At 59.6% G+C, this 13,925-nt stretch carries 14 protein-coding genes and 1 pseudogene; 4 read left to right on the forward strand and 11 right to left on the reverse strand.

What is annotated here, in order from left to right; genetic code table 11:
• From PMI29_RS14065 to PMI29_RS14040, 7 genes are all read right to left on the reverse strand, one after another.
• On the reverse strand, window positions 1-648 hold a 648-nt coding region (locus PMI29_RS14065), incomplete at its 3' end, for a type VI secretion system ImpA family N-terminal domain-containing protein (protein ID WP_238541660.1).
• Between the two features lie 43 nt (window positions 649-691).
• Window positions 692-1,126, reverse strand: coding sequence for a type VI secretion system baseplate subunit TssE (gene tssE, locus PMI29_RS14060; protein WP_007998471.1), 435 nt, complete (start codon window positions 1,124-1,126; stop codon window positions 692-694).
• 3 nt (window positions 1,127-1,129) lie between these two features.
• A complete protein-coding gene (gene tssJ / locus PMI29_RS14055) occupies window positions 1,130-1,666 on the reverse strand; it encodes a type VI secretion system lipoprotein TssJ (protein WP_007998472.1) in 537 nt (178 codons plus the stop codon).
• Window positions 1,647-2,867, reverse strand: a complete 1,221-nt coding sequence (locus PMI29_RS32620) for a type VI secretion system contractile sheath domain-containing protein (RefSeq protein WP_007998474.1) — start codon at window positions 2,865-2,867, stop codon at window positions 1,647-1,649. Before PMI29_RS32620 ends, tssJ begins: the two co-directional genes overlap by 20 nt.
• A gap of 33 nt (window positions 2,868-2,900) precedes the next feature.
• Window positions 2,901-3,404: a type VI secretion system contractile sheath small subunit gene (tssB, locus tag PMI29_RS14050; protein WP_007998476.1), complete on the reverse strand. Its 504-nt coding sequence runs from the start codon at window positions 3,402-3,404 to the stop codon at window positions 2,901-2,903.
• 473 nt (window positions 3,405-3,877) lie between these two features.
• Window positions 3,878-4,693, reverse strand: a complete 816-nt coding sequence (gene ppk2 / locus PMI29_RS14045; protein ID WP_007998478.1) for a polyphosphate kinase 2 — start codon at window positions 4,691-4,693, stop codon at window positions 3,878-3,880.
• A gap of 58 nt (window positions 4,694-4,751) precedes the next feature.
• On the reverse strand, window positions 4,752-6,473 hold the full coding sequence (locus tag PMI29_RS14040; protein WP_007998480.1) for a SulP family inorganic anion transporter: 1,722 nt from the start codon (window positions 6,471-6,473) through the stop codon (window positions 4,752-4,754).
• Between the two features lie 321 nt (window positions 6,474-6,794).
• On the opposite strand from PMI29_RS14040, the gene PMI29_RS14035 reads away from it, so the two are divergent.
• Window positions 6,795-7,247, forward strand: a complete 453-nt coding sequence (locus tag PMI29_RS14035; protein ID WP_007998486.1) for a hypothetical protein — start codon at window positions 6,795-6,797, stop codon at window positions 7,245-7,247.
• Between the two features lie 291 nt (window positions 7,248-7,538).
• The gene (locus PMI29_RS14030; RefSeq protein ID WP_007998488.1) at window positions 7,539-8,486 is read left to right on the forward strand and encodes an AraC family transcriptional regulator; all 948 of its coding nucleotides are present in this window, start codon (window positions 7,539-7,541) and stop codon (window positions 8,484-8,486) included.
• A gap of 230 nt (window positions 8,487-8,716) precedes the next feature.
• Here the strand turns inward: PMI29_RS14030 and PMI29_RS14025 are convergent, their stop codons facing one another.
• The 3 genes from PMI29_RS14025 to PMI29_RS14020 form a co-directional block, all read right to left on the reverse strand.
• Window positions 8,717-10,636: a tyrosine-protein phosphatase gene (locus PMI29_RS14025; protein WP_007998493.1), complete on the reverse strand. Its 1,920-nt coding sequence runs from the start codon at window positions 10,634-10,636 to the stop codon at window positions 8,717-8,719.
• Window positions 10,637-10,919: 283 nt separating this feature from the next.
• Complete coding sequence (locus PMI29_RS32180; protein WP_033052409.1) at window positions 10,920-11,432, reverse strand: hypothetical protein; 513 nt, start codon at window positions 11,430-11,432, stop codon at window positions 10,920-10,922.
• Between the two features lie 98 nt (window positions 11,433-11,530).
• On the reverse strand, window positions 11,531-11,977 hold the full coding sequence (locus PMI29_RS14020) for an anti-virulence regulator CigR family protein (protein ID WP_007998497.1): 447 nt from the start codon (window positions 11,975-11,977) through the stop codon (window positions 11,531-11,533).
• 310 nt (window positions 11,978-12,287) lie between these two features.
• On the opposite strand from PMI29_RS14020, the gene PMI29_RS14015 reads away from it, so the two are divergent.
• Entirely contained in the window at window positions 12,288-12,524 is a 237-nt protein-coding gene (locus PMI29_RS14015) for a hypothetical protein (protein WP_007998498.1), read from the forward strand.
• A 190-nt stretch (window positions 12,525-12,714) separates the two neighbouring features.
• A complete protein-coding gene (locus PMI29_RS14010) occupies window positions 12,715-13,449 on the forward strand; it encodes a hypothetical protein (RefSeq protein ID WP_007998500.1) in 735 nt (244 codons plus the stop codon).
• A 33-nt stretch (window positions 13,450-13,482) separates the two neighbouring features.
• On the opposite strand, the pseudogene PMI29_RS14005 reads toward PMI29_RS14010, so the two are convergent.
• Window positions 13,483-13,925: pseudogene (locus PMI29_RS14005) on the reverse strand (hypothetical protein); the annotation flags it as partial.

Here is a 13,925-nt window from a genome sequence, read left to right on the forward strand (position 1 = left end):
GGCGGCTGCCGTGCCCAGCCACAGGGCAACGCGACGCCTGGCCGGCTGCATTTCAGGCATGGGGTTGGGTGGCAAAATCACCACGGGCATCAACAGCGACGGTGCCGGTTCCCTTGGTGGTAGCGATAAGGTACCGAGCGCAACGCTGCTGCGCTGTGTACGCTGGACCAGGCTTTCGATCTGCTGGCGCAAGGCGTGCAATGCGACCAGAGGCGGTTGTACCTGTTGATCCAGACGTTGCTGCAAACGCGCCAGTTCGGTGTCCAGTTCAAGCAACGCGGGGAAGTTTTGCGCGCTCAACGCCCTGTTGCGCAGCAACGGCTGCCATTGCACGAACAGCCAGGCCAGGATATCCAGGCGAACCGACGCCATGGGCGGCCATAACGCCGGCCATTGGCAACACAGTGACTCGATCAACGCCACCCCCTGCGCCATGCCTTCCAGGCCGTGGCGCTGACTGCGCGCCAAGGCAAACGCAGCCGCCGTTTGCAGGTCCGCGCCGTTCTGCTCGAACAGCGTCAGACACCACTGCTCCACCCTGGCCCAGTCCACGTCGGGACAGGCCGGGTGACTCAACTTCGCCAGCTCTTGGCGCAGTGACACGAACTCACCAAAACCGCGCGGATCACCGCCCAGCCGAATACGCATTTCAAATAACACCGTCAGCCTCCCTTGCCATACAGGTTCACGATTACGACAACCATTGCTGTCGTTTCAAATGTCGCACCAGGACTTTGCCTTCCGGTGCCACGGTGGTACCGAAGGTGACTTGCTGGCCGCTTTTGAGCAGCGCGTCGAGGCTGTACTCCAGATGACCCGGCAGTGTCTGCTCGAGCAACTCGATGTTCACGGTCGCCAGGCGCGGCTCGTACTTGATCAAAGTGTCCTGCATGGCCCCCATCAGCCGATGAGCCGAGCCAGGCAAACCCTGCAGGATCTGGCCCATGTCGGGAAGGCCGTAATCGGGCAGGTGTGCGAGTGCACCGGCCCGGCTGTTGAGGATGCGTTGCAGGTTGTCCAGTACCGACAGCGTGTGTTGGTCCTCTTCGCTGACCTGAAACAGGTCCAGGTCGCCGTTGAAATTCTGCAGCAGCGTTTCATAGAGAGAAGGATTGAACTCAGTCATCGGTTACTCCCGAGCCAACGTGCGCAAGGTCAATCGGTTGTCCCCCAGTTCGATGATCCGCGCCCGTTCCGGGTCGAGGTCATCGCGGGTCAAGGTCAGGCGCCAGGTATTCATCTGCGTATCGGGGTTGCGGAACAACGCCACCACCGAGACAAAGTGCGCGTCCTTGTCCAGTGGCACATTCAGTTGCGCGCCTTCGCCCGGTTTGATCACCAACGCCCGGGTGTCGAGCAAATCGCTGTCGAGCACTTGCTCGTCGCCATCGAGCAGGCTGTCGTAGGAAGCCCTCTCCAGCGCTTTGCTGTCGCTCAGTTGGTAGACCCGCACCAGCGTCGGGACCGACATTGCATTCATGTCCGCGACATCGGTGTTGATCGCGGTGCGGGCACTGAAATCCAGATGCAGGGTTTTCACCTGCTTGTAGAAAATCGACCGGGTGGCGGAGGCGGTGCCCTGCGTGACTGACTGAGTCACCCCACAGCCGGCGAGCACTGCCGCCAGCGTCGCCAGCATCAATGAATTACCAACGGTACGCGACATGCTGTATTTCCCTGTTCCGAGTGTTCTTCGACAGGCCTTGGTAGCGACCCAGATTGATGGTGATGGTGTCGTGCTCCGAGCCCTGCCAGGTGTCACAGCCCGAGCCCAGCATGCCAGTCATCCCCAATAGGATTGGCGCCTGCCCCAACACCGGTTGCGGCAGGCTGCGCACCGGCAGCGATAGCTGCAACTTCGCGGTGCAACGCCAGCCCAGGTACACCCGCAACAGCACCAGCAAATCGTTGTACAACTGGCCATCGGGCAACCAGCCGCGTGCTTCGTCCTGGTCCCGGGTGAACAACGCCAGATGCAACTGGCTGTTGGCGTCGTAGCCAGTCCCCCCCAGCGGGGTACCCCGGGACAGACTCACCGGGTGACTCGCGGACAGACTCGCCGGCTGCGCCAAGGCAATTTTCTGCGGCCAGTGCGGCGTGATCCGGGCCCGCGTCCCGGGTGCGAGCAACGTCACCAACGCTGTGATGCCTTCGGCGTTACGGGTGCCGATGTCCTTGATGGCGGCGACTTCATCCATCGAGCGTTTGCCAAAGAAGGCCGGACCGACGGAGCCAATGAAGGGCATGTGCGCGGCTGCCGAGACTTTGGATATATTGCGCAGCAAGGCAATGTCCTGCGGGCTGCGGTCGAACTCGAAGTTGGAAATGGCAGCGGCGATCGGCTCACCACCCGGGGTGTCGTACTCCTGGGTGTAGGTATGCACATACAGACCACTTTGCGCGATCTCCGGTGCATCCTCGAAATCCTGGACCAGGTGACCCTTGCTGACATCGAGTAATTCGATGCGCACGTTCTGGCGGAAATCAGTCTGATCGATCAACGATTTCACACCGCGCCAGGTGGACTCGACCCGCTGGAAATCCGGGTGATGCATCACGGCGTCCAGTTGGCGGCTGATTTGTGCATCCAGCGACGCAATATGTTCATCCAGCAGTGTCTTGTCCAGACGCCGGACTTTGCGCGAAGACTGTTTGATCAACTTCAAAAAAACACTGACAGCGGCAGTCACACGTTCATCGACAGAAACGTCCGACAGTGCCTCGGAACTTTGAAACACTTCAATTTCGCCCAGCACTTTTACCGGGTTGAGATTGATCTTGCCAAACAACGCGCCATACACGCTCTGGTTTTCTTCAGGCAACATTGTAGTGCCGCGCGATTGCGCGTGAGAATGTTCGATAGACATTTTTAAACTTCCCTTTAAACGAACCGAGGTGAATTAACGAATTTGCTCCGGAGCCAGTGCAGCCAACTCACCTCGCAGTTCGTCACTCAGTGCCTCGTCCATGAGAATACGCTCCAACTCCTGACGGAACGTAGCATTGTCCAACAGGTTGGACTTGAGGTCGCGCAGCAGATTACGCATTGCCAACAGTGCGCGCAGTTGCGGAATTTGCCGAGCCACTTGTTCTGGCTCGAAGTCCTTCATGCTCCGGAAACCCAGATCGACCGCCGTTTCGCCAACATCTTCCACCAGGGTGTTGACCACCGCCAGCTTGACCTCGGGAGAAAACTCGGCCAGCACGCTATCGAAATTATTCTTGTCGATTGCGACTTTGCTTCTCTCGGATAACGGCCGCTGTTCCTTGCCGTTGCTGTAGTCGCCCATCACCATCAACTTGAGCGGCAATTCGACTTTTTTCTGTGCATCGCCCGTATGCAAATCGAGCTTGATGTTGACCCGTGCCTTGGGCACTTCGTTTTGGAAACTACCAGAAGCCATAAATCCTCCTTGGATATTTGTAGCAACATACAGCGTTACAAAAATTCAATTACACGTTCGAACTCAGGGTTTGAGCCGACAATACGCAATCAGACACGCGGACATAATATGCAAGCTCGCTTCGGCTTCGAAAGATTAGCCTTTCCAAAGGAGATCGCAACTGCAGAAACAAATACTCAAACACTGCCAGATGCAATAGCGAACTATCTTACAAAGCCATTCCATCCACCAAAGTAATATTTAGAAGCATCTTACATTGCGCTCAGAACTTACCCACTCTCTAAATAGCTATTTCCCACACAACTAATGAAATTTCCTACACAAATATTATTGGCGTGTTTTAGTCGCTGCTCGGCATAGCCGTTGAGACAGCGGATGATCGGTTAACTCGGGAAAAGCGGGGGGAGGCGATTTCACGACTGCCGTGCCCGAGCCTTGAAGACCGGGCACGAACAGCACAGTTATGCGGGACTCTAGAATTTTTCCGCAATGTACTTGAACGGATAGTTCGGATCCCGATAGTTGCCGGGACTTTGGCGCTTGGGCAGTTTCACTTTTGCTCGCGGTACATCCTCGTAAGGAATGCTGCTCAGCACATCGCTGATGATGTTCAGTCGCGCCCGCCGCTTGTCATTCGAGTTGGCGACCCGCCAGGGGGCGAATTCGGTGTCGGTGGCCTCGAACATGTCGTCCCGGGCACGGGAGTAGTCGTACCAGCGGTTATAGGACTTGAGATCCATCGGTGACAGCTTCCAGATCTTGCGCCCGTCGGTGATACGCGCCTTGAGGCGTCGGGTCTGTTCCTCCTGGCTCACTTCAAGCCAGTATTTGATCAGGATGATTCCCGATTCGACCAGTGCATGCTCGACGCGCGGCGCCACGGTGAGAAAGGTCCGCACCTGCTCGTCGCTGCAAAACCCCATGACCCGCTCGACACCGGCGCGGTTGTACCAGCTGCGATCGAAGATCACCACTTCACCGGCCGCAGGCATGTGCGGCAGATAACGTTGCACATACATCTGGCTTTTTTCCCGCTCGGTCGGCGCCGGCAACGCTATTACCCGGAACACCCGCGGACTGACCCGCTCGGTCAGCGCCTTGATGGTCCCGCCCTTGCCGGCGCCATCACGGCCCTCAAAGACGATGCAGACCTTGGCACCCGTGTGCTGCACCCACTCCTGCAGCTTGACCATCTCGACATGCAGCCGCGCCAGTTCCTCGAGATAAACCTTGTTCTTGAGCTTGCCGCTTTCAACCGGCTTGCTCTTCGTTGCAGCCTTCTTTGCCATGCCCGTTACCTCCTTCAATGCTTCATACCGCGCCCGGAATGCGCCCGGCCGCGTTCATTCAGCGCCGACTGCGCTGGTAATGTTCAACCGCCAGTTCCAGATTCAAGAACATGCGCGCCTCGCCCAACGTATGGCCCAATGGAGCCTTGATGACCATGTCCCAGACGCCCGGGCTCATGCCTACCAGCCACAGCGAGATGCCTTTTTCCCGCAGTCGTTGTTCCGCCCCGGTGAGCATCTTCAGGGCGGTGTACTCCAGGTCGAACACGCTGCGCAGGTCCAGAATCACCACGGCAGGCTTTGCTTCATCGATCAAGGGGTGCATCTTCATGCCGATGCGCTGGGCGTTGGCGAAAAAAATCCGGCCTTCAGGCCGAAGCAACAGCAGCCCGTCAAAGTGTTCGTCGTCGACGTGTTCGGCGGACTGCGGCCGGTACACATTGGTGCCTGGCTTGCGCCCGAGGACGTACACCGGTGGGTCCGAGACTTGATAGGCCAGTGCCAGCAACGACACCACGATCGCCACGACGATCCCTTGCAGCGTGCCCAACAGCATCACACCGATCATGGCCACCACGGCCCAGGCAAATTCAGTGCGGCGAACCGACAGGATCTCGCGAAATTCCGCCGGCTCGATCAGGCCCACCGAATACACAATCACCACGGCAGCGAGCGTGGCATTGGGCATCAGGCCAATGAGCGGTGCCAGCAGCAGGCAAGTGCCCAATGCCAATGCAGCAGTGACCAGCGCGGCCAGTTGCGAACGGGCGCCGGCCAAACGGTTCACCGCTGTCTGGGTGGTGCCGCCACCGGCGACCATGGCCCCGAGAAACGCCCCGCCGATGTTGGCAACGCCTGTGGCCAGCAGCTCCCGGTTCGGTTGCGGTGCAGGCTCGTCACTGCGGGCGAACGCGCGACCCGCCGCGATGGTTTCGGTGAAACTCATCAACGCGATGCCCATCGCCGAAGGCCACAGGGTTTCGGCCAGCGACCATTGCGGCAGGGTTGGCGCGGGCAACCCGATCGGCACCACGCCGACGGCGGACACTCCAAAGCGCTCCAGGCCAAACAGGCTCATGCCGATAATGCCAAGCGCCACCGCAATCAAGGGTGCGGGCAGTCGCGGTGTAAATCGCTTCATGCCCACCAGCAGCAGGACCATGAACACACCGACCGCCACGGTCGGCAGCGAGGCATGGCCGATGCTCTGGACCGTGGCCAGCAGATTGTGCAGGAAGCCGCCTTTGTCGATGTGAGTACCCAGCAGTTTGGGCAACTGGTCGAGCACGATGACCACGCCGATGCCGGCCTTGAAACCCACCAGCACCGGCTCGGAAATGAAATTGGCGACGAAGCCCAGGCGCAGCAGCCCGGCGACGATCAGGATCGCGCCCACCATCAGGGCCAGCGTGGCGGAAGCCGCCAGCAAGGTCGCCGCATCGCCATCGGGGCTGATCTGGCCCAACGCGGAGCCGGCGAGAATGGCCAGGGTGGTCGTGGTGCTGACGCTGAGCGGGCGCGACGTGCCGAGTACGGCGTAGATCACCATCGGCACCAGCGCCGTGTACAGCCCGACCTGCACCGGCAGCCCGGCAATGGTGGCGTACGCCAGCGCCTTGGGAATGACCACGGCTGCCGCCGTCAGCCCGGCGACCACATCGCCCCGCAGCCAGTCTGGCCGGTAACTGCCGAGCCATTGCGGGATCAACAGGCTGCGCACGCTACCCCGCCGAGGAGTGCCTGGAATCCGCTCTTGCGGATGGCTGCCTTGTGGATTCATCAGTCACTCCAGTCGCCAATCGTCCATGCGGATGATGAGTGGGCTCAACTGACCGCACAATCCTTTAACTGCACGCGCAACCATTGCAAACCTTCGTCGGCATCGAAGTGCGTGTGCCAGCAGGCAATTCACGCAAGCTCGACCAGTTACAAATGTAGCTGGTTTGCACGGCTACGCCGCCACATGGCTGGCGAAGGAGACAGCCGCCCCAACATCACCGTTCAAAAATAGAAAGCCTTATATGGACGACGTCACAAAGGCGATAAATGCGCTATACCCGCTAACTCCCCCATTGCAGTTCTTCAACTCAGGAGTTTGGCAATGAAGCTCAAAATCTCAGTGGCGGCACTCATGGTGACGGCAAGCCTTTTCGGCTGCGCCACTTCATCGAACCACGGCGTGAACGTAACGTTGGTCGCCACCCGGCAAAACACCGGTCAGATCGGCAACGTCACGTTGACAGGCTATGACCAGAAAACCGGGCTCAGTTTCTTCGTCAGCGGTGTTCCAATGGGGGCATCCCTGCCCTTGCGTCTTTACTCCTTCATCAATAAAGGCAGTTGCCAGCAACCCGGGGCAGTCGCCTACGCGATGAACGACACCGTCAACACCGAACGCCAACCCATACGCGGCTGGACTTTTTCCAGAACCGCACCTGTCCCGTTGCAAACCCTGCTTGCCGGCGAATATTCGGTGCTCGTGCGCACGGCTTCGACCGATGGCAACGTCGATATTTTTTGCGGGGATATCAAGTCAGGAGAGCCGATGAAATAGCCACGGCCATTCCAGATCGGCCCACGCCCCGGTACCGCTCGTGCCACCCGGTTGTTCAGTGCGAGCGGTGGCGTCGGGTGCGTACAAACGGGTCCAGCGACGACACTGGCAAAAGCCCCGGTCACAAACCTGTCATTACTCACTGATAACGTCCTGACGCTTTTGCGAACCGCACTCGCTCGATCTCCGATCGCCCGTTCCCTGTACCAGGGCTTTGCCCATCCGCTCAAGGTGACACTCCAGGTGTACTCAAGCACGACGCGCAAGCAAATCATCATCAGGTCCAACGACATGAGCTGCGACGACTTTGGCGCGTTGTTCTCGAACCTGTTCGGCAACCTTTATTCCGACTCTCCGCCACCGCCGAAAAACATCATCATCGGCGGGGTCTATGGCAGGCATGAAGGTGTCAGTTTTCGTCGCATGCACTATCGCGGTGATTTCACGGTGGCTTTTCCCGCTCCCCTTGATGAAATCACCTTCGTCATTCCCACCGCCGGCAAGATCATCTTCAACCACGTTACCGAGTCGGTAGGTTTTGCCCAGGTCGGCCTGGCGATCGACAAGGCCGAGGTCCGCTCGGCGCGCTTTGTCGATAACCACGCGCAGCACGGGATTTCGATCAGCCGTCGGCTGATCACCCAGCGCCTGTCGACGCTGCTGGGCAAACCCATCCTGCAAAAGGTGCATTTCGAACCGGTGGTGGATCTGAAGGCATCGGCCTTGCAGGGCATCCGGGCATTGATCGAACTGGCCACGGGCAGCGAGTTCGACCTGCTGATCAACACCGGTTCGCTGATGCCTTCGCGCCTTCGCGAAATGCTGGTCGATGCGGTACTCGAAACCTGGCCGCACAACTTCACCGAAGCCCTTCAGCGCCCTTCCCCTCTGATTGCGCCGCGGCATGTGAAGCTGGCCGTCGAGTACATTCAGGCGCATCCCGACCACCTGGCCAGCGGCACGGAACTGGCGCAGCTGACCAACGTCAGCCTGCGCGCATTGCAGGAAGGTTTTCAGCGTTTCATGGGCACTTCGATCGTTGCCTATCAGCGGCAAGTACGCCTGGAGCGCGCCTTTGCCGCGCTGTCTCAGGGGGCGTCGCCATCGGTGACAGAGGTGGCCTTGCAACACGGCTTCAGCAATGTCGGCCGGTTTTGCCAGTATTTCCAGAGTGCCTACGGCCTCAGCCCCACAGACGTAAAAAAGGGCCTGCGAACGCGGCCAATGGCGACCAATTGAGGATTTGTGGGAGCGGAAGGTCAGTCACCCTCTTCGTTGGCTGTGAGTCCACCTTCGCGAGCAGGCTCGCTCCCACCATTGGCCAGTGTCGAGCACAAATCCCGTGTACGACACAAAACCACTGTGGGAGCGAGCTTGCTCGCGAAGGCGGAAGGTCAGCCACCCTCGTCGCCAGCTGCTAGTCCGCCTTCGCGAGCAGGCTCGCTCCTACAGATTGCTTTGACTGACCGTCAGAACAGATAACTGGCCTTCAGCCCGCCATTGAAGCCATGGCTGTCGCCGCCACCGCTGGCGCCGATTTGCGCACCCACGCTCCACGGTCCCAGGTTGGCCATGACGTTGACGCCACCGGTGAACTGGTCACGGTTGTCGAAGGCGGCTTGCTGTTCAACGTCCAGGCCCAGCAGATGCCCTTCGCTGTCGACTTCATGGTCGCCCAGCACATGCTCGTAGCCCACTTGCACCCCTGGCACCAGTTGCCAGGCGCCCAGGCTGACCGGTGCAAAGGATGCGTTGAGGTTGGCCACCGCGCTCTTGCGGGTCTGGTGGATGCCATCGACGTCCAGCGCCAGCTCGCTGCCTTTTTCCTGAAAGCCCGACAGATTGACGTGGCTGACCCGCACACCGAGGCTCGGCTCGAGGGTCACGCCGCTCACCGGTACACGGTAACCCAGTGCCAGGGTCGCGCCAGTGAGGTTGCCATGGCTGTCGCCCTTGGCCGTGCCCAGGCCGCCGCCGAGTTCGCGCTTGCTCTCGTAATCCAGATAGCCGGCGCTGGCATCGACATCCACAAACAGGCCGCGCTCCAGACCGTTCGGTGCAAAGCGAGCACCCACGCTGAAGAAGGTCAGGTCGGTATCCGCCTCGCCACCCGCGCCACCGACATTGCCGCTGCTGTAGCCGAAACCGGCATGGGCGCTCAGCTGTTCGGAAAAGCGTTGGGTCAGGCCAATCATCATGCCCTGGCTATGCTCGTTGCTGCTGGAGGCCTGAGACGAGCCATCGGTGCCCAGATACCCCGCCAGGGCGGTACTCCACAGGCGATATTGCCCGGCCTTGAGGTCGATGCCACTAGTGAAGGGCGCGGCAGCCTGCTCGATCATCGCGCCCTGGCGCAGCAGGTAGCTGGCAGCGTCGGCATGCACCTGACCGCCGACTGTGGACTCGACGCCACCGAGGCTGCGCGCATCGATGGCCGATTGCAGATAATAGTTGTAGGCGCTGTAGGTGCCCGACAGGTTGCTGTTCTGCAGTTGTTGCAACAACTGCGCGCCAGCCGCGGCGTTGCCGGCCAGGTCCGAAGCGCCAGGCAAGCTGTTGTAGAACACCATCTTGCCGCGCAGTACGTAGATGGTTTCCTGGGACAAGCCGAGGCCTTGCTTGAGGTAGTTGTCCATCGTGCCGTACTGCGCGGTCACCTGGTCCAGGCCGGCCTGCAGGTAACTGGCCTCCACACCGATCAGCGGCCCGTAGATGGTCGCCATGCCCGGTGGCATCACCGCCAGAGTCGCCTTGATACGCGCGGCGGTGTAGTCGTTGGTCGCCAGGTAGTTGCTCATGATGGTGGCATCGTCGACCCCGGCGATGCTTTGCAGCACAGCGGCGGTCCAGCCCGTACGGTCCTTGCCGGCCGTGCAATGGAACAGCGCGGCACCGTCGATCGCGGCCAGTTCATTGAACAGCTGGTTGAACTCGCTGCGCATCCCCGCATTCCTGACGAAATCACGGTTGGTGTCCTGCATCATCGCAGTGGCTTCGGCGGCGCTGTGGAACGCGATGTTGGTGATGTTCGCGCCGGAAGTGGAGCCGCCGATGATGTCGATGTTGGTGTACGTCGCACCAGTGGGCATCGTGTCGGGCGTGGCGGCGATCTCGCTGGGCGTGCGCAGGTCGTAGACAGCCTTGATGCCCAGGCCGTTCAGGGTCGCCAGATCCGCTGCCGACGGGGTCAGCGCATTGGAGCGGTAAAATACCCCGCCGCGCATCGTGCCGTCATTGGCGGTGGAATACGCGGTGGTGAGACCCGCAACATCGCGGAAATTGTCGATGCCCTTCAGGCGTGGCGTGTTGAGGGGGACAGTCTCGGCAGCCTGGGCGGCAGCGATGGACAGGCTCAAAACAGACAGCGAACACACAAGTCGTTGGAACACAGTGCAGCCTCATTGAAATCGCGTTGGGCTGACTAATATCTACATTGAAATGACGCTGAACATGACAAATCGCCCGCGGACGCAAATCACTGCGCGATGTGTCCGGGCGGCTCGTTTTCTGTCCGTGCAGTGCCCGTTGTGCGGCCAACTTTGGTGCCGCAAATGAATGATATGCCGGGTGGGAAGCGAGCTGCGCCATGTCCGGCGATCAAATTCCAGTTGCAAAAAACCCGCCTCTCAGCGGGTTTTTGGCTTTTCCGAACTGATGTCTACAACCGCGAACTCAATGGGTTTTTTTCGAGGTCGACAGTCCGGCTTTACTCAAGCCTTTGGTGTTGTGATCACCTGGCGTCGAGGCCGAAATGGCCCTGGCCTTGGAGATGCCGCGAGTATCCTTGGAATGGGCGATGCCTGAGGTCGTGGTGCCATGACCGTTATCATCATTGCGCTCACTACCGAAATGGTTCCCGCTGATGCCATGGTCGCGAACGGATTTGCCAGCATGGTCGCTGTCCAGTCCGTTGCCGCGGCCGTTACTGCCGGAGTGGCCTGTACCGGCGTGTCCGCCACCCATACCGCCGCCGTGGCCTGCGCCGTTTCCACCGCCATTTCCGCCGCCGTTTCCACCACCATTTCCGCCACCGTTTCCACCACCATTTCCGCCACCGCCGTGACCACCACCGTCCTTAGCATAAGCGGAACCCATGATCGACAGGCCATAAGGCAGTAACGGGGCGGCTGCAAGCATCATGGCGCATGACATTACAGCAACGAGACTCTTGTTTTTAAAAAGCATGATTGCTTCCGTAGGTGGTTGATATCGCGTGACGTATGACGCGATATCCCCCGGACAGTTCACGCTTGACGACAGACGGCCAGGCTGCCATTCACCTGTCAATCAAACGCACCGTCGAGAATTTCATAGACAAGCCCGGTGGCCAGCGCAACCAGGATCAGATCCGTGCCGACTTGCTGCCATTCGTAGCCATCATAGTGGGGCAGCCTGCCGACCAGTCGGCCATCGAGTTTTTTGGCGATGCCGGGTGGAAGCGGCTTGCCTCGGGCAAGGTTCTTTTGAATACCCGGTGGCAAATCAGGCCCGGGGCTCCAGTAGCCCGTATTCACGCCAATGATCTCGAGCACGCTGCCCCGGTTGATGATCGGGCCATTGCTCCAGTCCCCGCCGCCGGAGTTTTTGTTCTTGTTGCCATGACCGCCCTGGTTGCCATGGTTGACCTTCCCGTTACCCTGGCCGTTACCGGGATCGGCCAGTGCCGTCACCGAGCCGCTGATCAGGGTCAAACAGGTAATTGCTGCAATCAATGATCGAGACTTGTACATGAGTCGTTCCTTCGTGGTGGGGAAGATTCTCTGAAATTTAGACGCTATTGACGCGCCAACGCAGACCATTGCGGCGATTCGCGGGTTTATCGAGAAGTGACGCCGCAACCTTCTTCGATGTGAATCCACGCATGATACGTCGCAGATACTTCTATGCGTGGTGCTGTTTCCCGATTGTTACCTCAGCGCCGCACTTGTCACTTCTGCGTCGCCGAACTGGCCAATAGAGTATGGCCGTCGGTGTGGAACAGGGTCGTCGACTTGTCGGCCCGCGCCGACACCGATCCCCCCATCACGGAAGAGGTGAATCATGAGTTTCGTCAAAGTTGAAAAAAACCAGAGCAGCGCCCCGTCGGAAGCCGACATGAAAAAAGCCATGGTCGAGTCGGGCGGCAAGCCGGGCGAGGTCACCGGGACCAATGCCGCCCGCACCCTGACCTACACCGGCGTGGTCAATCACACGGTGTACGAGAACAAGCTGATCGAGATCGCCAAGGGCAAACGCACCAGCTGGAGCTTCGTCTGGGCCGATGCCCGGGCCGCCTGATGTCAAGGCGGGGCGGCCGATCGGCTGCCCCGCTGACTCAGCCCCTGATACACCCCCGATACCCGCTTGTAACACCAAGACACTTAGCCGCCCTGCCCCTCGCCCCTAGAGTGAAGCCGTCAATGGACTGCAGCGCCAGGCGCCAGCAGCCCATTGTTTGCCCAACACACCACCAAGGAAGAGGGAAACCATGAGCAAATCAATCGCTGTCAGCCAACAGAGCCAGCAGCTTCACGATGTGCAAGAAGCCGTCAAGTCGATCATGGGTGCAACGCAACTTAAGGCAGCGGACTACAACAAGGTGTTTAGGTCCACCCTGGCGGCCATACAAAAAGTCGTCACCATCGAAATCGCCCCTGGCGACCTGTCCCTGCTGAAAAAGTCCGGCTACAAGCTGTGCTTTGCCAAGAAAGTGGGCACCGAAGACTACAACGTAGTCTGGCAATCCTATAACGCTTACCTGAGCAACAACGAGTTCAGCTGGACGCCGCAGTATCAGCTGTTCGCCTCCAACGTGTTCAAGGAAAACGTACAAGTCAAAGTCTCGACCAACATCGTCAACATTGGCCTGGGGCAAACATCGACACTCGATGAACACGGTCTGCTGAGTTCGGCGGTTACCGGGGGGCCGAACACTTCCATGACCTTTGTAAACGACTACGCCCCCATCCATCCGGGTATCAACCAGCTATCTACCGGCATTGATGGCACTCAGGTCAGCACCCCCATTTACGTTGCGGTGGATCAGGTGGTCACCGGCAATACCGTGCTGACGCCGGTGGAAACCATCCTCGTGTGGTTCGAACAGAACGTACAGACCAGCACCATGTTCAGTACCTCACGCTCCAAGGCGATCGAAATCGACTTGACGTTCGATAACACCGCAGGTCGCCTTTACGAAGACGGTCAGTGGAAAACCGTGTAACCGTCATGCCAGGGCAACCTTGCGGTTGCCCTTTCACTCCTCTTTTTTGCCCGCCGTGGAGAAGTAGCCCGTCAGCGAGCGACAGATCGACTGCGCGATGTCCTCCTGGGTGGCGATGCCATAGGGTCGATCACGATCGAACTGCGCCGACCAGCGAATCCGCCCCTGCGCCACATCCACCAGGCGCAATGACGCTCGCACCCGCGAAGGCTCGACCCGCACGCTGCCCTCCAGGCAGTAGCTGTAACGCCCGCCACGCTTGAAGTCCGGTACCGGTTCGCTGTTGCGTGCCATCCGCATCAACACATGATTGGTCCCGGTCTGCGCCTGCTCGAACGACTCGAACAGTCGGCAGCTCAGCTCCTCGCACAAGCCCCGGGTAAAGTCATCGCCATCGCGAGTGAGGCAGGTGAATGGCTGGATCTGGACCACAGGATGGCGAGTGCCGACGCCCTTGGGTAGCAGCCGCTGATAGG

Origin of the sequence: Pseudomonas sp. GM49, assembly GCF_000282355.1 — a bacterium.
Lineage (GTDB): Bacteria > Pseudomonadota > Gammaproteobacteria > Pseudomonadales > Pseudomonadaceae > Aquipseudomonas.